The organism is uncultured Imperialibacter sp. (assembly GCF_963974565.1).
Taxonomy (GTDB): domain Bacteria; phylum Bacteroidota; class Bacteroidia; order Cytophagales; family Cyclobacteriaceae; genus Imperialibacter; species Imperialibacter roseus.
Window position 1 is genome coordinate 1 of the sequence record NZ_CAXBCJ010000019.1, and the last position, 20754, is coordinate 20754.

Genomic DNA, 20754 nt, shown 5'->3' on the forward strand with positions numbered 1-20754 from the left:
GACAGACTGAAGCTTAATATTTAAAGACTGACACAGTTAATGTAATACTACCAACAGAGTAGGCATTCTATAAATGAATCAGCATTTATAAGGATCGGATAGAGTTCTTCTGTAAAGGCGTCATTATGCCAGCCCCTCACTCCAAAGTAGCAATGCCCACCCCATCACCACACCAGTTTGTTGCAAATGACACCTCAAGTTTCCATCTATTAATGGTAAATTGAGAAACTTAAACACCCTCAATAATTGAAGATGAATCGAAGAACATTTGTTAAGTCTGCCGGTGCGCTGTCGGCAGCTGCGCTGGTACCACTCACCGGCTTTTCAGCAGCCAGGAAGCCAAAATACAAAATGGGCTTGCAGCTCTTCACCATCAGAGATGCCATGGCCAAAGACCCGGTCAGCACACTAAAGCAGGTCAAGACGCTGGGCTATCAGGACACGGAGATCTTTGGCTACGACGGCGCAAAAGGCACCTACTACGGCATGAAGGCCGCCGACTTCAAAAAGCTCCTGAACGACCTGCAACTCACCGCCACCAGCGGGCACTATGATTTTTCTTCGTATTTCAATCAGCCCATGGACACGCTGCTCGGCTACCTCGACCAGTGCATAGAAGGCGCCAAAGTGATCGACGCCAAATACATCACCTGGCCCTGGCTGGCACCCGACTACCGCACACCCGACAATTTCAAAGCGCTGGCCGACAAGCTCAACCAAATGGGCGAGCGGGTGCAATCGGCCGGGCTCGGCTTTGCCTACCACAACCACGACTTCGAGTTTGCTCCGCACAATGGTGTTAAAGGGTATGACATCATTCTGAGCGAGACAGACCCCCAGCTTGTCAAATTACAGATGGACATGTACTGGGTGGTGCGCTCCTCCAACTCAACTCCTGCTGAGCTTATTGCTGCCAACCCGGGCCGCTACGTGATGTGGCATATCAAAGACATGGACAAAGTGACCCAGGATTACTCCGAGCTGGGCAACGGCTCCATCGACTACATCAAAATGCTATCGACCATCGACGCCGATGCGCTGCAATATTACTACCTGGAGCAGGGCGGCAACTTTGCCACCAACTCCATGCAGAGCATCACTGACAGCGCTGAGTATTTTAAGAAGCATCTGCAGAAGTACTTGTGACCGGCTTTGCTGCCATTAAATCAGTCCCTTTTTCAGGCAATAGGCCACCAACTGAGTGGTGTTTCTGCAATGAGATTTGTTGAGCACATTGCGTTTGTGGGTGGTTACCGTGGTGTCAGCGATAAAAAGCTTTGCTGCGATTTCTTTTACAGCAAGGCCTTCTCCCAGTAACCTCACAATCTCAAGCTCTCTTTTGGTAAAAACAGGCTTAGTTGAACGAATGGCTGAAACCTCTCTTTCAAAAACGTCAATACCCAGGTAGGACGGCTCTCCGTTGAGACCAATGAGCGACAGCCGGTAATTGTTGGTGGAGGTAATATGCGAGATGTCGGTGTGCACACCCATCACCTTCAATAGCGCTCCGTCTGTCGTGGTAGCCAGGGTAATAGTTTGCATATTGAACAGCTTGTAAGTGCCGTCTTTTACCCTTTCCCTGAAGCAGTAGCTGACCTTGTAATTCACCATTTTTTCAGGTGCCACCTTGTTTTTGAGGAAATGCGCCACATAATCCTCGCACTTCAAAAGAAAATCTAAATCGTCGGGGTGCACAATGTTGACCAGTTCGCTTATAGGCTTACCTGTTACGTCAATGCCCAAAATGGCTGTGAGGGTGCTGCTTGCCTTTTCGAAAGTGAGCGTGGGAGAATCTAAAATATAATAGTAAAAAGGCCCGGGGCAGAAAAAGGAAGCAACGAGCTCCTCTACAGGTACTTTTTGCAGGGAAGCTGACTCCTTAGCCAGGTAGTTGTCGTGTGATTCAAAAATCTGGTGAAGTATCTGGTTTTTATCCATCTGTCGTACTCATGCTCAAGGGCTCAACCAGAACCCTGTTCTCTTGCCAACATGGTTCAATACCCAGATCGGCCTAATGGTAACCTCGTGGCAGGGACAGGCAGTCGAAATGGCGGTTGCTACTTCACCTCAAATGCATCCGCTTCTTTGTAAAACGGATACCTGTTTCTGAAAGCAGCCATTTCCTCGTAGTTGAGAGTTGCCTCTAGTATACATTCTTTGCCCTCATTGAAAACGAGCTCTTCACCTTTGTGGTTGTAGGCGGCGGAATGCCCCAGGTACTGTGCTTTCACGCCATCCACTCCTATGCGGTTGACGCCAATACAATACGACAGGTTTTCTATGGCTCGGGCTTGAAGTAGCGTGTCCCACGCATTGACTCTCGGCGCTGGCCAGTTGGCCATGTACACCAGCAGATCGAAAGAAGCTGTGTCGTCTTCCCATTTGTTGCGGGCCCACACAGGGAAGCGCAGGTCGTAGCAGATCATAGGGCAAATTTTCCAGCCCTTCCATTCAAAAATCAGCCGCTCAGTGCCCGGAGTAAATCCATCGGCCTCACCAGCGAGCGCAAACAGGTGGCGCTTGTCGTACTGATGGTGGGTGCCATCAGGCAGCATGGCTATGAAGCGGTTGTAGTACTGGCCCTTTTCTGTCACGATATAGCTGCCAAGTATCGCCGCCTGAGTCTGTGCTGCCTGCTGCTTCATCCAGCGGAAGGTCTTGCTGTTCATGGGCTCAGCCAACTCTTTGGCTTTCATGCTGAAGCCGGTGGTGAACATTTCGGGCAGCACAATGATGTCCGGTTTGTTCCTGATCTTCCATATTTTTTCCTCAAACATGTGGAGGTTGGCTTCAATGCTTTCCCAATGAAGATCGGCTTGTATGAGGGCTACTTTAAGATCCTGCATAGTTTTTCGGCTCCTTGAATGATGGTTTCGTCCTGCTTGGCAAAGCAGAACCGCAATACTTTGTGGTCGGTGTGGTTGTGATAAAACACCGACACCGGGATGCTGGCCACTTTCATTTCTTTGGTCAGGCGTATGGCCAGATCGTAGTCATTCTCTTTTGTTATTTCGTCATACGACATCACCTGAAAATACGTGCCGTGGCTCGCCAGCGGTTTCCAGTCGGTGCCTTTGATACAATCGAGAAACAGGTCTCGCTTTTTCTGAAACATGGGGCCAATGCCCGAATAATGATCGCCCGAGCTCAGGTAAGCGGCAATACCAGCTTGCATCGGCGTGCTAACGCTGAATGTGAGGAATTGGTGTACCTTTTTCATTTCCACCATCAGCTCAGGGTGGGTGACCATATAGCCTATTTTCCAGCCCGTCACGTGAAAGGTTTTTCCGAAGGAGAACACAGCAATGGCCCAGGGCTTCAGGCTGGGACTTGAGAGCAGGCTGTGGTGCTTTTTTCCTTCAAAAATGATGTGCTCATAGGCCTCATCGCCGAGGATGTAAATGCCGTGTTTGTGTGCCAGTCGTTCCAGCTGCTCCAGGTCACTCTCCGCCAAAATGGCACCGCTGGGGTTATGGGGCGTGTTCACTACGATCATGCGGGTGCGGGACGTGATGCTGTCTTCTACCTGGTCCCATGGAATGCTGTAATCCGGAAAATTGAGGGGAATAGGCACCATAGTGCCGCCTGCCAGGGCAATGCAAGGTTGGTACGAATCGTAAGCCGGCTCAAACACAATTACCTCATCTCCCTCCTTTACCAGGGTAAGGATGGCACAAACAATCGATTCCGTGGCACCGGCCGTTACCATCACTTCGGTTGCCGGGTTGGGTGTCCAGCCGAAGGTATGCAGCACCTTTTCTGAAATGGCTTTCAACAGCGGTGGGAAGCCAGGCATGGGGGCGTACTGATTCAGCCCGGCCTTCATGGCCTTCATCACTTCCTCTGCCAGCTCTTCCGAAATAGGGAAATCAGGGAACCCCTGCGAAAGGTTAACGGCCCCCTCATCCAGCGCCAGTTTCGACATCACTGTGAAAATACTGGTACCTACGTCTGGCAGCTTCGAAGAAATGGGCGTCATGCAGTTATCTTTTCACGGGAATTTTCAAACGATAGTCAGCCGACACTTTGCCCCTGCTGATATTCACAAGTTTATTCTTGATAATCCTCTTTTTGAAAGCAGTGAGATGGTCAGTGAAGAGCACGCCTTCAATGTGGTCGTACTCATGCTGAATAATACGGGCCTTCATGCCTTCGTATGTCTCTGTATATTCTTTCCAGTGCTCGTCGTAGTAGTTCACCGTGATGCTGTCCGGCCGTTGCACATCGTCCCTCACGCCGGGAATACTCAGGCAACCTTCTTCCATCACGACAGGCTTGCCATCTCTTTCTACAATTTTGGCATTGATGAACACCTTCCTGAATCCCGACAATTCGGGTTCTTCAAGCGGTGACCCATCCACCACAAACAGCCTGATAGACATGCCTATTTGCGGCGCTGCCAACCCAATGCCACTAGCACTTCGCATGGTTTCAAACATATCCAACACAAGCTGCTTTACATCAGATCCCTTTTCTATATCAGCCGCCCTCTTCCTCAATACGGGATCACCATATACTACTATAGGGTAAATCATAATCTATTACTCTCCATGTACGACTGCAGTATAATCACTGCACTTATTTTATCTACGTTTCCTTTAATTCTCCTGTCCTTTTTCTTCATGCCCCCGGCAATCATGGTGTCCATGGCCATTTTGGAGGTGAAACGCTCATCAATCAAATGAATGGGCATTTCCGCAAATTCCTTTTTTAGCTGCACCAGAAACCGGTTGACCAGCAGCGTGCCGTTGGTGTCGGTATTGTCCAGTTTTTTTGGCATTCCCACCACGAAAGCATCCACAGTTTCCTTTTGCAAATATTGCTTTAAAAACGCAATAAGTTCATGCGATCGAACCATTTCGAGCGACGTGGCAATCAGTTGTAAGGGATCGGTGACGGCTATACCAGTTCTTTTGCCTCCGTAGTCAATGGCAAGAATACGCCCCATGTGCTAGTTCCAGCGGATTTTTCTGTTGATCAACTCCTGCACACTCTTTTCAAGCATGAGCGCCTTGGGGAAAAGCACTTCGTCCTCAATAGACGCATGTTGTACCAACTCTTTGTCAAATGCCTTGAACTCCTCATAAATAACCTTCAGGTGAAGGTCATTGTTAGGGTTATGCTGGTAATCACCAGTTATTTCTCTTATGCCTTTCAATTCATCTTCCGTATGGTCGTGATCGAGCGCCGCCTCCTGAATAGAGTACGACTCCAGCATGTAGAACAATTTACTTGAAGGCATGGTGCCCTGCTGAACTTTATACAACGAATTCACATAGGCAAAAAGTGTGTCTTCTTCCTCGTACACGTGGTGTATGAAGTCTTCCAGAAACAGGGGAAAAACAAACTTGAGGTCATCAGCCAATGTCTTGCTCACAGCAGATCGCTGATCAAGCCCATTGATAAGGCGGGCCAGGTAGGGCAGTTTTTGCTTGATGAATATGTGGTGTGAATGCTTCAGGTATTCAATGATCAGATCAACCGGATAGGTGGAAATGGTGTTTTTGTCAAACTGGCTTTGTGGCTTGTAGCGCTCCATATTGCGAAGTACCTTATCCAAAGGAAGGTTTTTTTCTTTGCAAAGAGCCTCCAAAGTATGCCCCGAGTATTTGTAGAAAGCCACCCCAAAGTAGTCGAGCACTTTAGCGAACACGAAGTTCTCGTCGATGATAGAATTAATGGTTCTTTGGGCAAGCTTCACGCTACAGATTCTGATTAAGAAGCAAATATACACATTATGGTTGATGGTGTAAACGCTGAATATTAAAAACTTACCATTGCCATTGACCAACTAATCGCATAAATTTCAAGGCTATTAATAACCGAACACTATTAAGTTGCGTTTGAACTTAAACTGTTGTTATAAATGCTATTTAGTTAAGAGCATTTCACCCCTACCCCTAAAGGGGCCTACTAATGGTCATTGTGTCGCCCTTTAGGTTTCCCCAATAGGGCTGGGGTAAAAATAGAATTGGGTGATTGAACCTCTTAACTAAACGATGTTGATTGTTGTTGATACACAATGTGATTTATTGAATACTGACTGGAGAAAATAGAAGTCTTGATCAAAGAAAAAAATTATGAACAACTCAAAGTGGGCCATCCGTTTGCCAATCATCATTACCTCAGCTGTCGCCATTGGCGTGCTTCTGGGAGCTAACTTCACCACCAGTGATACCCCATCGGGCGACATGAACAAAAGTCTGTTCAAGTTCAGGGAGGTGCTGGGTTATATTGACAGAAATTATGTGGATGATGTTGATTCAGAGGAGTTGGTAGAAACTGCCATTGTGAAGATGCTGGAGAAACTGGATCCACACACCGTGTATATTCCCAAGGAAGAGGCAGTGCTTGCTCAGTCCCAACTTCAGGGCAACTTCGAGGGCATTGGTATTGAATTCAATATTTTCAAAGACACACTCTATGTTGTTACGCCACTTAGCGGCGGCCCATCCGAGAAAGTTGGACTCCAGGCCGGCGACAAGATTGTGAAGGTGGACGGGGAAAACATTGCCGGTATAGGCCTGAACAACCGAAAAGTGTTTGAAAAGCTGCGTGGGCCAAAAGGCTCGGAAGCGAAACTACAGATCATCAGAGATTCCAAAAAAGCACCGCTTGACTTCACGATCATCAGGGATAAAATACCTCAGTCATCAGTGGATGTGTCGTACATGGTCAATAAGGAGGTGGGCTACATCAAGGTGAGCCGTTTCACAGCCACTACCTACGATGAGTTTTATGCGGCCATGGAAAAATTGATTGACCAGGGCATGAAAAAGCTGGTGCTTGACCTGACAGGAAACCCTGGCGGTTACCTGGATAAGGCGGTGAACATGGCCGACGAGCTGCTCGCCGACGATGACATGATCGTTTATACCAAAGGAAAAGAAACCCGCTACAACGATGAATACAGGGCAGTGCGCAAGGGTATTTTTGAGAAAGGCCCTGTTGTTGTAATGATTGACCAGGGAAGTGCTTCGGCTTCTGAAATTGTGGCCGGTGCCCTGCAGGACAATGACCGGGCACTGATTGTTGGTCGTAGGTCATTTGGCAAAGGCCTTGTGCAAATGCCTATCAACTTGAGCGATGGTGCCGAACTGCGACTGACGATTTCGAGATACTACACGCCAAGCGGCCGCTCTATACAGAAGCCATACGATGGCAAGGACGCCGCTTATTCTCATGACCTGGCCGACAGGTATGAAAACGGTGAGCTTTTCGTAGCAGACAGCATTCACGTGAACGATACGCTGGAATATGCTACTGGCAAGGGACGAAAAGTGTATGGCGGAGGCGGTATTGTGCCCGACTTCTTTGTTCCCATCGACACGACGGAAACATCAAGTTACCTGACCAAGATGTATACCAGCAACTCGTTGAGAGAGTACACATTCAAATACTACGAGGCCAACAAGCAGAAGTTTGAGAAAATGGGCTTTGACGAGTTTTTCAACGACTTTAACGTGACCGACAAAATGCTGGAGGACCTCAACAAGGTGGCAAAGGAAAATGGCGTGAAATACGCCGCAGCTGACTTTGCCAAGTCGAAGGAGTTGGTGCGTATTCACATGAAGGCGCAGATAGCCCGAAGCAACTGGGGCGAGGAAGGCTTCTTCCCCGTCTTCAACCAGGCCGACGAGATTTTCATCAAAGCCCTGACGCTGTTTGACCAGGCCGAGCAGCTGGCAGAAAGAAATTAAAGCATTGGAGATTTCGGGTGGATGAATCCGAATTCAAAAGCTGAATCTGACAAGCTCGGGTTCAGCTTTTTTTTTAAGTAGACTACAAAAGTTTATGCCAGTGGGCGGTAATGCAGTTAGCATACTTGGAGTGAGATTGGTTAAAGAGCTGCGATAGAGCTGCCAAACTTTTGCAGTCTTGATTATGCTCTGGAAATAATCTATCGGATGTTTTCGGTTAAATGACATTGTTGAAATTGAGAGGCGCCCTTTTGGGAGGGGGGGCGAAAAATGGCGGCGGATGAGGGCTTTTGGCATGTGCGTTAATTTTTCGATGATTTTTGGTTACTTTTCATCCAGGAAAAGTAACAGCCAGTCCGGCTTTGAGGACATATTCATCTGTACCGGATTCTGAAATGATTTTTTAGCGCAGCTTAGCACACCCAAATTTTAAGACACCTTTGCTCTATAAAGCCTGCATTGTTATCTAAATTTGACTATTAACCCTACATGAGATGGCTTACTATTATAAACTGGGAGAAATCCCCCCCAAGCGACACACCCAATTCCGGCAACCCGATGGCAGCCTCTACAAGGAAGAGCTGGTAAGCTCCAAAGGCTTTTCGGGCATTTACTCTAACCTTTACCATATCAACGCCCCTACCAGGGTGAAGTCCGTTGGCACGCCCGTCAGGTACGGGTCGAAAATTGCTGAGGACAATGCGCTGCTGCAGACCCATTTGAAAACAACCGGCGTTGGCACCACTGGCGGCGACTGGCTGGAAGCCCGCAAAGTGCTGCTCAAGAACAAAGATGTGTCGATGGCGCTCTGCAATCCCAGCAGCCGAAGCATGGACTACTTTTACAAAAATGCCGAAGCCGATGAGGTCATTTTCATCCACGATGGCAGCGGCTGGCTGCTTTCTCAGTTTGGCAAGCTAAGGATCAAGTCGGGCGACTATGTGGTCATTCCCCGTACCACTATTTACAAAGTTGAGTGGGACAAAGGACCTCTGAGAACGCTGGTTATCGAGTCGGCTGGGCCAGTCGAAACTGTGAAGCGGTACCGCAATGAGCTGGGGCAGCTTTTAGAGCATTCGCCCTACTGCGAAAGGGACATCAGGCCACCATCGGAGCCAGTCACCGAAACCAGGAAAGGCGAGTTTCTCATGAAAATTAAGAAAGGCGGCTACCTGCATCAGTATGTGTACGACTACAGTCCGTTTGACGTGGTGGGCTGGGACGGATTCCTGTATCCCTATGCCCTTAGCATCCACGACTTTGAGCCGATAACCGGGCGCATCCACCAGCCGCCACCGGTGCATCAAACCTTTCAGGCACATGGGTTTGTTATCTGCAGCTTTGTGCCCCGCCTGTTCGACTATCACCCGCTGTCGATTCCAGCGCCCTACAACCACAGCAATATCGACTCTGATGAGGTGCTGTATTACGTGGAAGGCAATTTCATGAGCCGAAAAGGAATTGAGAGAGGCTCTTTCACTTTACACCCTGGCGGCTTGCCACATGGGCCTCACCCCGGCACGGTAGAAAAGAGCATTGGCGCTAAAGAAACCGAAGAGCTGGCAGTGATGCTCGACACATTTGGGCCACTGTATCTCACTGAGGAGGCGCTTGAATTTGTGGATCCTAACTACCCAATGAGCTGGACGGAGTAAGGAAACTGGAAGACCGAAGCAGCGGCGTCGGTGCGGCGGGGATGGCGTTTGCGTGGGTGCCGTCAGCCGCCCGAAAAAGATCGGCCCCGGGAGATGGTAGGCGTCGATACGGCAAGCAGGCCAGCAGCGTTGGGGCCGTCAGCCGCCGGTCCCCTATTGAAGTCTCAGGTTAACAGTATTGCGAAAATGCAGCAGCCAGAAGCACTCCCCCTGCCGACTTTCTCGCCCGGCACTTTCGTACTCACCTGCTCCTCATTACCTTTGACCTCAAACAATTTGTGAATGGACAACAACTTCATCGAATTCCTTTATAGCCGGTTTCTTTTATCGAGCGGAGTAAGCACCGACACCCGCACCGTTGCTGAAGGCAACCTTTTCTTTGCACTGAAAGGCCCCAACTTCAACGCCAACGCCTATGCCGGAGAAGCCCTGGCCAAGGGTGCTAGCTACGCCGTAATCGACGATGTGGCATACAAAAAGGGAGACCAATACATCCTGGCTGAGGATGGCCTAAAGGCTTTACAAGACCTCGCCGCTTTCCACCGCAGCAGGTTCCATCGCCAGGTACTGGGCCTTACCGGCTCTAACGGCAAAACCACCACCAAAGAGCTGATCAATGCCGTGCTCAGCAAGAAATACATCACCCATGCCACCACCGGCAACCTCAACAACCATATCGGCGTGCCGTTGACCGTGCTGGGCATTCATCCGCAGGTGGAAGTGGCCATTATTGAAATGGGAGCCAACAAGGTTGGCGATATCAAAGAGCTCTCCGACATCGCTAACCCCAGCCACGGACTGATCACTAATATCGGCAAGGCCCATCTGGAAGGCTTCGGCGGCATCGAGGGCGTGCTCAGGGGCAAAAGCGAACTCTTCGACCATATCCGCAAAAATGGAGGCACCGTCTTTATTAACAGCCGCCAGCCCAAGCTGCAAAATATGGTCAAGCGATTCGAATCAGCCATAACCTTCCCCCAATCTGGCGACACTTACGAAGTGAAGTTCATTGAAGCCAACCCATTCGTGGTGTTTCAGGTCGGCGATCGGGTGCCTGTTACCAGCCAGCTGATTGGCAGCTACAACTTCGACAATATCGCTGCCGCCATGGCTGTGGGACAGTACTTTGAGGTACCACTGGACCAGGCCGAAGCCGCCATTGCAGGCTACCAGCCAAAAAACAACCGCTCTCAGCTACTCAAAGCTGGCAGCAACAATATCATCCTCGATGCCTACAATGCCAACCCCGACTCTATGAAAGTGGCCATCGAGAACCTAAAGACCATGAAGGCCGACAACAAAGTGGCCATCCTGGGCGACATGCTGGAGCTAGGCGCTGACTCCGACATGGAGCATACCGCTATCGGCAAAGCGGCTTGCGAAGCGGGTTTCAGTCAGGTGATTTTCTGCGGGCCTAAAATGAAACAAGCCAAAGAAGCATGTCCTTCGGCTTTATATTTTGAAACGAGAGACGCACTACTGGCCCATGTGAAGACATCGGGCTTCGCTGACTGCACGATTTTGATAAAAGCCAGCAGAGGTATAGGATTGGAAAAAGTGGTGAGTGCTTTGGAATAAAAAATTCAACTTTGCTTCACCAGCTCCCCTCTTTTCACCCTGCCAAAGTAGTCGTTGGCAGCAGCCTTTACTTTAGGCGCCAGCAAAATGGCTCCCACCATAGTTGGGATGGCCATCAGTCCAAACATCACATTGATAAAGTCGACCACCATGGTGAGTGTGGTGATGGATCCCACAATAATGATGGAAACATACCAATAGTTGAAGTAATGGGCGTATTTCGCTCCCGCCAGAAAGCTGACGCATTTGGTGCCATAGTAGCTGTAAGAGAACAGGGTGGTAAACCCGAATATCAGCACACATAGGAACAAAAGGAATGGCCCTACTGTCGGCATGGCCGCCTCAAATGCCTTACCTGTCAGGGTAATGCCGTTGGTATCTGTCGTTTGCCACACGTTGGTAGCGAGGATGGCAAAACCCGTTAGCGTACATACAATGAGTGTGTCGATGGCTGGCCCCATCATGGCCACAAGCCCTTCCCGCACCGGTTCTTTGGTCTTGGAAGCCCCATGCATCAATGGCGCAGTGCCAATACCAGCTTCATTGGAGAAAGACGCTCTCTTCGCTCCCTCTATGATCAGAGCCCCGATGGCGCCCCCCATTGCAGCCTTTGCTGTAAATGCATCGCTCAGAATCATTCCAAATATGTGCGGGATATCAAAAAAATGAATGCCCATGATGTATAACACACAGGCCATATACAGCACCACCATAAACGGCACCATGCGGCTGGCCACCAGGCCAATTCTCTTAATACCTCCAAAGATTACGAGACACGTAAGCGCCGTTATAGCTAAACCCATGACAAGATTGGAGCCGAATGAACCGGCCCATGTAAATCCAGCTGGTGTAAGCAACACATCGTTGGTGACTTGAATGACCTGGTTGGCTTGAAAAATAGGTGTGGCTCCAAAAAAACAGAATACACTGAAAAACACGGCCAATGGCTTCCATTTCTTCCCAAGACCTTCTGTAATCACATACATCGGGCCACCCTGCACATCTCCATTGGAGTCTTTACCCCGGTACATCACTGCCAGGGTGCAGGTGAAAAACTTGGTGGCCATTCCGAAGAAAGCACTCACCCACATCCAGAAGATAACGCCCGGCCCACCCATGACAATGGCAATGGCTACGCCACTTACATTGCCCATTCCAATAGTAGCTGCCAAAGCACCGGAAAGCGCCTGAAAATGGCTGACGTCTCCGGGAGCATCCGGATCGTCGTATTTGCCTCTTAAGACATCGAGGGCGTGCCTAAAGTAACTGAAAGGTGCAAAGCCCGAATAGAACATGAAGAAAATGCCGCCGCCCATGACGAGCACCAACAATGGAACCCCCCATACAAAGTTGGCCGCAGCCGAAATGAAACTCTCTATTTTGTCCACAGATCAAATATTGTCTTCGTCAATGATAGGTTTGAGCACAGCCCACACATTGTCTGCCAACATCTTGTGTCCTTCCGGCGTGGGGTGGATGCCATCGGGAAGATTTAGCTCGGGAATTCCCCCCACTCCCTCCAAGATGAAAGGAATAAACGCCGTATTGTGCTTTTCTGCAAGCGTCGGGAAAATGCCCTTGAACCTGTCGGTGTACTCCTGCCCCATATTAGGTGGAATTTGCATGCCAGCCACGATAATTTTTACCTGCGGATTAGATTGCTTTACTTTTTCTATGATTTGGGAAAGATTCTTCTCGGTTTCGTCGAGGCTTATCCCACGCAGTCCGTCATTGCCACCCAGCTCCAAAGAGAAAATATCGACTGGTGTTTTCAGCACCCAATCGATCCTGGAAAGCCCACCAGCGCTGGTTTCGCCACTCAATCCGGCGTTGATAACGTTATAATTGTAACCAAGCGAATCAAGCCGCTCCTGAATGATAGCAGGGAAAGCTTCACTTATGTCCAAACCGTAGCCAGCCGTGATGCTGTTGCCATAGAAAAGGATGACTTTTCGATTATCCTCTTCCGATTCGCCGGCGGCATCTGCTTCGCTTGTTTTCTTTTTTGGGGTCTTTTGTTTGCTGCTATCAATGCCGTCACAGGCAAATACACCCACAAGCAGCAGCATTCCCAAAATACTTTTTATCATAAGTACCTTCTTTTATAATTACAAGTATACTAATTCATGACGGAACATCTTTCTGACAGGCGCCAAGTTGATGAGTAGAAAATCCTTCCGATAACTTTACTTAAAACGAAATTCTTGATTAACTTAACACGTAACTACCTGTACCATCAGTTGCAGGCATCCCGTGAGCCTTCGATTTTTTTGTTTAATACTAGTTAGCCAACCTTGTAATGGAACAAGTAAAAGTCCTCATTGTTGAGGATAAGTCAGTGGTAGCCGAAGACCTGAGATTGTGCCTTGAAGATTTTGGATATATAACATTAGGGGTCTGTACCAACGGTTTTGATGCGATTGAAAAGACAGAAGAGTTGTCGCCAGACATCCTTCTGATGGACATCAATATCAATGGCCCTATAGACGGTGTAGAAACCGTCAGGCAGATTACTGCCACCCATTCTCTTCCGGTTATTTATCTAACTGCCTACAGCGATTCAGCGACTGTTGATAGAGCCAAAAGTACTCACCCAGCGGCCTACCTGGTCAAACCTTTCGATCCCATCGACCTGAAGATAGCCATTGACATCGCCATAGAGAACTTCCAGAAAGACAGAAATGACAAAGGTGTGTCAAACGGCGAGCATGCTCTACCCGTCATAAACGATTCGTTTTTCATTAAGCAGGGCGAGTCTTATCACAAAGTGCCATTTACCAACATATTGTATGTTGAAGCAGATGGAAGCTATACCAAAATACATACTACGCAGGGCACAATGACCTTATCAATGAATATGAAAGGTGTTTTGTCAAACCTTCCGTCTATTTTCCTGAAGGTGCACAGGTCGTTCATTGTTAACCTTCATATGGTTGACAAGTTTGACCGGAATAATCTGTATGTGAGAGAAGTCGCCATACCTGTAAGCAATTCTAATAAAGATATTTTGACAGAGAAGTTTTTGAAAATCTCCTAGGCCATCCTGAACTTGATCTCGACTTCGGCGCCCCCATCTTCTGTGTTGGAAAACAGCACCGTACCATCCATCTCAGAAACCAGCATCTTCATGAGGTTAAGCCCAAAGTGAGCCTGGCTGCTTTCGAACTCCAGATCAAAACCGGGGCCATTGTCTGATATTCTCACCAGCACCTGATTACCTGCACTGGTGCCTTCACATTTTACTGTAAGTTTTTTTCCAGGTTGATAAGCATGCTTAAAGATATTTGAGAAAACTTCGTTGATAATCAACCCAAACGTAACTGCCGTATCCACATCTAAATCTATCTCGTCACAAGAGTTCACCCTACTCACCTGAGACTCACCCAAATGATGAACCCTCAACAGATGGTCAAAAATATCTTCGGCATATTGCTTCATCTCAACCGATTCATGGTTGCCCTGCTGGTAAAGTCGCTGATGCAGCAACGACATTGATTGCACCCTGTTCTGCCCCTCAAAAATTGCCTTTCTGGCATTTACATCTTCAATGCCTCTTTGCTGAAGTCTGAGAAGACTCGAAATTATTTGGAGGTTATTCTTTACCCTGTGATGGATTTCTCCAATAAGAATTTCCCTTTCTCTGGCTCTTTTTTCGAGCCTTTTATTTTGGTCGGCAATCTGTGTTTTCTGCGTATCTATGCTTGAGTTAAGCGCTCTGATTTTTTTGAGCCTTGTATTAACAAACATCAACAGGATGATGATGGCTACCAACCCGGCACTAAGCAAAATGATCATTTGCTTCTGGAGCGTAAGTACGCTGGAATTGAGCGTTGCGATCTGGTGCAACTGATCAATTTCCTTTTGCTTTTCCTCTGTCTCGTAGCCGATCTTCAATTTCGCAATTTCCCTATGCGACAGTGCATTGTCTATTTTTTGCTCAATAGTGGTCGCCTCCTCAAGAAAAAACAATGCTCTTTCAAAGTCCTTTCCCTGAACGTATGCCTTGTATAGCGCTTTTGCGGCATTCCGCTGACTTTTTTTTATCTCAAGGTTTGACGCCGCGTCGTAGGCGTCACGTGCTGTGCTTATAGCCAAAGGAATATTGCCAACAGTAAGATAGAGGCCCGAAAGCTTAGTTTTAGTGGTTATAACTGACAGCCTATGACCGACGCTATCATCAAGAAGGATACAGGCATTTAAATAGTCTATTGCCTTTCGGAAATTCCCATGAGCGCTTTCAACATCCGCCAGGTCATTCAACACATAATCCAGTTGAATGCTGTAGCCGTTTTCAAGAAAAATCTGATATGCTTGCGTTAGATAGTCTCTGGATACATCGTTGTTGCTACGTCTTCTCTCGATTTCTGCCAGCTTTCGATAGCAATCCGCCAAAAGCAACTTTTCATCGAGAGCACCATATACATATTCGGATTTATGGAAGTACTCAATGGCCTTTTCGTCTTCACCAAGAAGTTCGAAAAGATTGGCTATCTCATAATACCTTGACACCAGCGCCAGAGAGGGTTCCTTCTGCGAAAAGGACTCAAGTTCATTGAGCTTACGCTGAAGCAATCTCTTTTTTACAAAGGTATTGTCTTCTGAGGCTTGCTGTTCGTATCGCTTTGACGACTGCTCATATACATTTCGGAAATTTAAGTCAAGCTTCATCGCCTCAATGAAGTAATTTTCTGATCGAAGATATTCTCCCCTTGAATCGTATATAAGACCCAGATTGTTCAGAATCCGGGACAGGTTTGTTGTATCGTTTAGTTTTCTGAATTGCGCCTCTGCCTTATTTAAGTATTCCAGCGCCTTGGGGTAATTGGCGGTGTAGTAATAGACTAATCCAATGCCATTATAAGCTTCCCCAAAATCATCCTCTAAATTGTTTTCCAGGAAAATATCCAGCGCTTTTGAATGATAAAATAGCGCACTGTCATACACAGCATGGGCCCAGTAAGCAAGCGCTTTGTTCTGATAAGCCATCGCTTCCCCTTTTGCATATCCCAATTTGAGGCTCAACTTCAGCGCCTGTTGTGCATAACCGATCGCCATTTCAAAATTACTAAGATGTCTGTAGGCGGCGATAGAGTTATAGACCCTGACCCGCATGGTATCATCCAATTTATTTTTCAGTAGCCGGGTGAGACTATCGATTTGGGACAAAAATGGCTGGCATCTCAGTTCGTGAAAAAAGAAAAAAGAAAAAAAGAACACCACAAAAAAGGCCCGCTTACATGTCATGCCCTACAAAGAGTTTATGGTAATATTTCATTCACAAAAAAAATGAGATAGCTCAAGAACCAAATCTCATCACCTGCAAACATTCCCAAATCGCTATTTCAATTTCAGCATAATTTACAAGACTTAACTGACTGTAAATAAAGCAATAACAGCTCATCTAAGTACTTTATTTTTTTGACAAAAGCAATTTAAGCAAACCTGATCGCCTGTCACCACCGTCTTTTTTTACCCCTCAAAAACACCAATATACCAGTATGAAAAGGTCAATTTTTTCGATGTTGTCACTTGCTGCTCAAATACGTCGTCTGGCTTTTAGCCATGATGGCAAAATGCGGCTCTTAACGTTGTTTGTTTCACTAGTCCCAAATTCTTTCGCCATTGAATTCTCATCGGTTGGGACAGGAACCGAGTTAGGCAAATAGAGGACAGCAAATATATTAGGGGTTTATTAGAAAGATCTTTGTCTTTGAAGAAGCGCCAGCAGGCTCTGCGGCCCTTTGACACCCATCGGTGGCTGTTTCTGCGCCCTCAGAAAAAGGCGACCGCCATTAGTCGATATAAGCTTCGGCTACTCTGATTGTGACAGTCAATCCTTCTGTCTTCCCACCTGCAAATGTAGCCTCACCGCCCAGTTCAGTGGCAAGCATTTCAACAAGCCTTAGGCCAAAACCAGTTTCATTGAAATCTATCTTTTCAGGCAAGCCAGGACCATTGTCTGTGATCCGGATGGTCAATCCATTTTCTCTTTTTATTTCCGAGTGAAGCCTCAGCACATCCACAAAAGGATAGGCATGTTTAAAAATATTTGAATACACCTCGTTGGCCATCAACCCTATCGTAACCGCAGTGTCAATGTCGAGGTTGACATTATCAGATTCAAAGCTGCTCTTCATCTTTTGCGTATCCAAATTGTAGACTTTTGCCAGATGCTTACACACGTCCGACACATAGTCGGCGATAGGAATTTTACCATACGACCCGTGCTGGTAAAGTCGCTGGTGAAGTAGCGACATAGCCTGCACCCTGTTTTGGCCTGCAAAAAGAGCTTCTTTGGCCGCAACATTTTTTACTTTCCGCTGCTGTAGCCTCAGCATGCTGGAAACAACCTGCAGGTTGTTTTTTACCCGATGGTGAATTTCCCCGATCAAAAGCTCACGCTCTCTGCCTCTTTTTTCTAGCTTAAAATTTTGTGCTTCTATATGCGCATTCTTCTCCTCAATCCCCGATTTAAGCTCTCTGATTTTGATCAATCGATTTCTCATCACAACGAGGATGACCGCAAACGCAGCAAAACCTCCTCCCATAAGCATCAACAACTGCTTCTGCAAGGCCACGACGTTGCTTTGCAGTTCGGATACTTCACTTAGCTGATCAATTGCCTTCTGCTTTTCTTCACTTTCGTACTGAATTTGTAGCTCAGCTATTTCCCGGTGGGTAAGCTCGTCCCCAAATTTCTGCTTTAGCGAGGTGCTTTCCTCCAGATAACTCAAGGCGGTGCCCATAAACCCCATAGCCTTGTTGCACTCATAAAGCTGCCTCGCACTCGTCTCCACACGGGTAAGCGACCCAATTTCCCTTGCTATTTCATAGCCTGACTGGGCATAAGATAGTGCCTCCTGCTTCTTGCCTTGTTCCAATAGTATCCGTGCCAGGGTTATCTTAGTCTTTGACAAAGCTGCCCTATGACCAAGGCTGTCGTCAAGGGCAACTAGTCTTTTATAATGCAAAATGGATTCCTCAATATTGCCCAGCTTATAATTTGTTTCCCCAAGCTGCGCCACAACCGCAGCTAGTCTTATGTAGTTTCCTTCTCTGAGGTAGATTGACTCTGATTGACGAAAAACTTCCAGAGCAGTCCCGAAGTCGGCGAGCTCGGCATAACATTCGGCCTGGTCACGCAAGCAATGAGCCAACAACACCTGCTCATCCAGCTCAGTGTAAATCTCGGCGGCTCTTCTGTAATAGCTCAGGGCTGAGTTGTACTCCTTCAAAACAAAGTAAATTTCTGCAGCCTCAACGCAAAGATTAGCAAGCTGTTCAGCGCTTCCGCTCTCGCTCACCCGCTCAATTCTCTCCAACCTTTCTTCCAGAATCGGCCTGTTAATGAACTCATTCTCATGTATCATTCCCTTGCCATAGGTGCGGTTCTGCTGATCACGCAACTGTCTAAAGCTCTGGCTCAGTTGCAGGCTTTCTATGATGTATCGGGTGGATGCAGCATAGTCTCCTTTGGCATCATGCACAAGACCCATATTGTTCAATACCCTGGCCAAATTGGCGGTATCGCTTCTCGCTCTGTAATCCTCAATTGACCTGCTCAGGTAGCCAATTGCTTCCTCATATTCGGCCAGATAGAAGTATACAAGACCAATTTTGTTGTAGGCCTCCGCCAGCTCATTCGTCATTCCACCTTTGCGAAACATCTCAATAGATTTCATATGATTCTCGAGTGACTGATCATACCTGCCATTGGCCCATGAGGTTAAAGCGATATTCTGGTATCCCTTGCTTACACCATACTGGTAACCAATTTCTTCGGCTTTTTGTATAGCCAGGTTGGCATAGCGAACAGCCTCTCTGAAGTTCCTCCCATGGAGTGCGCTCGAAATTCTATTGAGTGTGTTTACATAAGCCGTGTCAGCAATTTTACTGCTGAGCTGGCTTTGGAGACTATCAACGGATTTTCTGAAACTTTGGGAAATAGTGATACCCGGCTGGCAGAAAATCAAGCTGAGAAACAGCCAAAACTTAACCTCTGTAATTTTCATTTGCAAAATGATTATGCCTACTCAAAAGGAAATACTATCCATTCGCAAAACAAAGAGGCATTGGAAGCCTAGTTTCGATAAATTAATGGTTATCAAATAGCTGATGATGAAGCTTTAACATAGGAAGTATTTATGAGAAATCCTTATGGCTAGACCATTGACACAAACAGCAAGGGACATAGGTGGAATTATTTTATTATAGAATTCCAGCAAAAGGCTTTGAACGCCAAAACAAGAAGTTTCAAAGAGACAGAGGTCGTTCATAAGATTACACTTCGGTGTAGTTGGCTAACACGGGACTAGATAGAGCCGGCAGGATATGACGGCTTTATTTTTTGATTTCAGTGAGTCTAAACTCTTCCGATTCCATTAGATCAGTACGATTCAAGGCACGATCAGCTATAGAGATGCTTAGCCTATACCGCCGATCCTTGAAAATAGAAAAGGCTTGAGAAAGAAGAGAATATTGAATCTCGATTTCAAATTTGTTAAATCTGGAGATTTTAAAAGGGCTTCCAATATATGTCTGTGTACCAATTTGGCTGGGTGGCGGGGGCAATCTTGCATCATATCCCAGGTAACAATCACTAGTTGTGAACAACTTGCCAAAAGGAATAAATTCACCATCAAACTCTACCATCAAGTCAACAAAGATATTGTGCCTGAAAGTATTTTCTACCTTAAATAGGTTGCCGTCTTCCGTAAGATTTGAATTATGGCACGACTCAATGTCATCTTCTCTCGGATCACTTTGAGAATAAAGAACTGTATCTATGCGATCCCTATATGGAATCAAAAGAAAAAAAGGAGGGTAGTAATTACTTTCATCCCACTTCAAAATCTGGCTCTTTGAATCCACCACTTTGTTATTCCATTCATAGGGGTGATATGTTTCGCTGGGGAGTAAACCAATATCCATTTCTTCGTCAGCCAAAAATATCGAAACAAAAAGTGAATCTGGCTGATTATCCCCACCTTCTGTAAACCAAATGTCCTTAAGCTCAGCATATGGTGACACCTCGTACCTATATATCACCTCTGAATCTTCCTTAAAGCAGCCCACAAGAGCAAACAGTCCGATTACTATCCCAACTGACCGGTTTTTTTTCATTGTCGTATAAGGTATTGCAGGTTTAACGATATGGAGGTGGGTATCAAATCCAAATCAAAGCCCACAGTCTTATCAGTTTCTTTTGCTGGCAGGTACCCAGGCGGATTAATCCTCTCTAAAGTGTTCTTTATCACATGTAAATCCAAATTTCCGACAGATGCCTGTAGAATTAGCTTCGGAAACAAAAACACTATTAGTGACGGACTCGCATTAATGAAATACTCGTCGCTGATCTGCTTTTGGTAAGAATTACTGGTTTCAAACTTTCCTGTCGACAACCCAAGCATGGCCGAAACTCCAAAATAGAGTAGCGATTCTTTAATTTCCAGATATCTGGAAGCTCCAGCACCTCCTTGAAAAGCCATGAGTTTTGCTGTGCCTTCACTTTTGTGTCCATCCACATCCTCGCTCGTATTCTTAGTAGATGTATGCCCTATGCCCAACATTAGATCCAAACTCCACTTCTGGCTAAGAAAAATCTTTAGTGATGGATCCACTTCAAAATAAAGCGATTTTGATTTAATGGGTACGTAAAAATTTTCACCACTTATATCCTTATCACCAATTTCACTTGAAACAGTTATGCCTGTCCCAAGCACCAAATTCCCCTTGCCAAACTGGCCAACGGCATCGGCAGCGAAAAGACTTGCCAAAGCCAGAACTCCAAGATTTTTCCAAACATTACGCATCTCTTTATA

17 protein-coding genes are annotated in these 20754 nt (G+C 46.8%); 5 read left to right on the plus strand and 12 right to left on the minus strand.

What is annotated here, in order from left to right; translation table 11 throughout:
* The first annotated feature begins 252 nt into the window (after positions 1-252).
* A complete protein-coding gene (locus tag AAC052_RS21580) occupies positions 253-1146 on the plus strand; it encodes a sugar phosphate isomerase/epimerase (RefSeq protein WP_339815468.1) in 894 nt (297 codons plus the stop codon).
* Positions 1147-1161: 15 nt separating this feature from the next.
* Here AAC052_RS21580 and AAC052_RS21585 read toward each other — a convergent pair whose 3' ends face one another.
* The 6 genes from AAC052_RS21585 to AAC052_RS21610 all read right to left on the minus strand — a co-directional run bounded on the left by AAC052_RS21585 (position 1162) and on the right by AAC052_RS21610 (position 5701).
* A complete protein-coding gene (locus AAC052_RS21585) occupies positions 1162-1938 on the minus strand; it encodes a LuxR C-terminal-related transcriptional regulator (protein WP_339815469.1) in 777 nt (258 codons plus the stop codon).
* A 119-nt stretch (positions 1939-2057) separates the two neighbouring features.
* Positions 2058-2846, minus strand: coding sequence for an amidohydrolase (locus tag AAC052_RS21590; protein WP_339815470.1), 789 nt, complete (start codon positions 2844-2846; stop codon positions 2058-2060).
* Entirely contained in the window at positions 2828-3979 is a 1152-nt protein-coding gene (locus tag AAC052_RS21595) for a methionine aminotransferase (RefSeq protein WP_339815471.1), read from the minus strand. The genes AAC052_RS21590 and AAC052_RS21595 overlap by 19 nt, the downstream gene beginning before the upstream one ends.
* 4 nt (positions 3980-3983) lie before the next feature.
* Positions 3984-4535: a peptide deformylase gene (gene def, locus AAC052_RS21600; protein WP_317489576.1), complete on the minus strand. Its 552-nt coding sequence runs from the start codon at positions 4533-4535 to the stop codon at positions 3984-3986.
* Positions 4532-4948, minus strand: coding sequence for a Holliday junction resolvase RuvX (gene ruvX, locus AAC052_RS21605; protein WP_339790400.1), 417 nt, complete (start codon positions 4946-4948; stop codon positions 4532-4534). Before ruvX ends, def begins: the two co-directional genes overlap by 4 nt.
* Before the next feature lie 3 nt (positions 4949-4951).
* On the minus strand, positions 4952-5701 hold the full coding sequence (locus AAC052_RS21610) for an iron-sulfur cluster repair di-iron protein (RefSeq protein ID WP_317489574.1): 750 nt from the start codon (positions 5699-5701) through the stop codon (positions 4952-4954).
* A gap of 379 nt (positions 5702-6080) precedes the next feature.
* Here AAC052_RS21610 and AAC052_RS21615 point away from each other — a divergent pair, with 379 nt between their 5' ends.
* The 3 genes from AAC052_RS21615 (at position 6081) to murF (ending at position 10933) form a co-directional block, all read left to right on the plus strand.
* Positions 6081-7700, plus strand: a complete 1620-nt coding sequence (locus AAC052_RS21615; protein ID WP_317489573.1) for a S41 family peptidase — start codon at positions 6081-6083, stop codon at positions 7698-7700.
* A 494-nt stretch (positions 7701-8194) separates the two neighbouring features.
* Positions 8195-9355 (plus strand): homogentisate 1,2-dioxygenase, encoded by a 1161-nt coding sequence (locus AAC052_RS21620; protein ID WP_339815472.1) that lies wholly within the window; start codon positions 8195-8197, stop codon positions 9353-9355.
* Positions 9356-9637: 282 nt separating this feature from the next.
* Positions 9638-10933 carry a UDP-N-acetylmuramoyl-tripeptide--D-alanyl-D-alanine ligase gene (gene murF / locus AAC052_RS21625; RefSeq protein WP_317489571.1) on the plus strand — a complete coding sequence of 432 codons (1296 nt, stop codon included), beginning with the start codon at positions 9638-9640 and terminating at the stop codon, positions 10931-10933.
* 5 nt (positions 10934-10938) lie between these two features.
* Here the strand turns inward: murF and AAC052_RS21630 are convergent, their stop codons facing one another.
* Positions 10939-12321, minus strand: a complete 1383-nt coding sequence (locus tag AAC052_RS21630; protein ID WP_339815473.1) for a sodium:alanine symporter family protein — start codon at positions 12319-12321, stop codon at positions 10939-10941.
* Positions 12322-12324: 3 nt separating this feature from the next.
* A complete protein-coding gene (locus AAC052_RS21635; RefSeq protein WP_339815474.1) occupies positions 12325-13023 on the minus strand; it encodes an arylesterase in 699 nt (232 codons plus the stop codon).
* Positions 13024-13232: 209 nt separating this feature from the next.
* Here AAC052_RS21635 and AAC052_RS21640 point away from each other — a divergent pair, with 209 nt between their 5' ends.
* Positions 13233-13970 carry a response regulator gene (locus AAC052_RS21640; RefSeq protein ID WP_317489568.1) on the plus strand — a complete coding sequence of 246 codons (738 nt, stop codon included), beginning with the start codon at positions 13233-13235 and terminating at the stop codon, positions 13968-13970.
* On the opposite strand, the gene AAC052_RS21645 is transcribed toward AAC052_RS21640, so the two are convergent.
* The 4 genes from AAC052_RS21645 to AAC052_RS21660 form a co-directional block, all read right to left on the minus strand.
* A complete protein-coding gene (locus tag AAC052_RS21645) occupies positions 13967-16045 on the minus strand; it encodes a tetratricopeptide repeat protein (protein WP_339815475.1) in 2079 nt (692 codons plus the stop codon). The two genes, AAC052_RS21640 and AAC052_RS21645, sit on opposite strands and share 4 nt — an antisense overlap.
* 680 nt (positions 16046-16725) lie before the next feature.
* Positions 16726-18945 carry a tetratricopeptide repeat protein gene (locus AAC052_RS21650; RefSeq protein ID WP_339815476.1) on the minus strand — a complete coding sequence of 740 codons (2220 nt, stop codon included), beginning with the start codon at positions 18943-18945 and terminating at the stop codon, positions 16726-16728.
* A gap of 328 nt (positions 18946-19273) precedes the next feature.
* Entirely contained in the window at positions 19274-20056 is a 783-nt protein-coding gene (locus AAC052_RS21655) for a hypothetical protein (RefSeq protein ID WP_339815477.1), read from the minus strand.
* On the minus strand, positions 20053-20745 hold the full coding sequence (locus AAC052_RS21660; RefSeq protein ID WP_339815478.1) for a hypothetical protein: 693 nt from the start codon (positions 20743-20745) through the stop codon (positions 20053-20055). The genes AAC052_RS21655 and AAC052_RS21660 overlap by 4 nt, the downstream gene beginning before the upstream one ends.
* Positions 20746-20754 lie beyond the last annotated feature (9 nt).

Bases quoted from the DNA above. Each gene is read 5' to 3' on its own strand.
- AAC052_RS21580 (WP_339815468.1), top strand. From the start codon at position 253: ATGAATCGAAGAACATTTGTTAAGTCTGCCGGTGCGCTGTCGGCAGCT.
- AAC052_RS21585 (WP_339815469.1), bottom strand. From the start codon at position 1,938: ATGGATAAAAACCAGATACTTCACCAGATTTTTGAATCACACGACAAC.
- AAC052_RS21590 (WP_339815470.1), bottom strand. From the start codon at position 2,846: ATGCAGGATCTTAAAGTAGCCCTCATACAAGCCGATCTTCATTGGGAA.
- AAC052_RS21595 (WP_339815471.1), bottom strand. From the start codon at position 3,979: ATGACGCCCATTTCTTCGAAGCTGCCAGACGTAGGTACCAGTATTTTC.
- def (WP_317489576.1), bottom strand. From the start codon at position 4,535: ATGATTTACCCTATAGTAGTATATGGTGATCCCGTATTGAGGAAGAGG.
- ruvX (WP_339790400.1), bottom strand. From the start codon at position 4,948: ATGGGGCGTATTCTTGCCATTGACTACGGAGGCAAAAGAACTGGTATA.
- AAC052_RS21615 (WP_317489573.1), top strand. From the start codon at position 6,081: ATGAACAACTCAAAGTGGGCCATCCGTTTGCCAATCATCATTACCTCA.
- AAC052_RS21620 (WP_339815472.1), top strand. From the start codon at position 8,195: ATGGCTTACTATTATAAACTGGGAGAAATCCCCCCCAAGCGACACACC.
- murF (WP_317489571.1), top strand. From the start codon at position 9,638: ATGGACAACAACTTCATCGAATTCCTTTATAGCCGGTTTCTTTTATCG.
- AAC052_RS21635 (WP_339815474.1), bottom strand. From the start codon at position 13,023: ATGATAAAAAGTATTTTGGGAATGCTGCTGCTTGTGGGTGTATTTGCC.
- AAC052_RS21640 (WP_317489568.1), top strand. From the start codon at position 13,233: ATGGAACAAGTAAAAGTCCTCATTGTTGAGGATAAGTCAGTGGTAGCC.
- AAC052_RS21645 (WP_339815475.1), bottom strand. From the start codon at position 16,045: ATGCGGGTCAGGGTCTATAACTCTATCGCCGCCTACAGACATCTTAGT.
- AAC052_RS21650 (WP_339815476.1), bottom strand. From the start codon at position 18,945: ATGAAAATTACAGAGGTTAAGTTTTGGCTGTTTCTCAGCTTGATTTTC.
- AAC052_RS21655 (WP_339815477.1), bottom strand. From the start codon at position 20,056: ATGAAAAAAAACCGGTCAGTTGGGATAGTAATCGGACTGTTTGCTCTT.
- AAC052_RS21660 (WP_339815478.1), bottom strand. From the start codon at position 20,745: ATGCGTAATGTTTGGAAAAATCTTGGAGTTCTGGCTTTGGCAAGTCTT.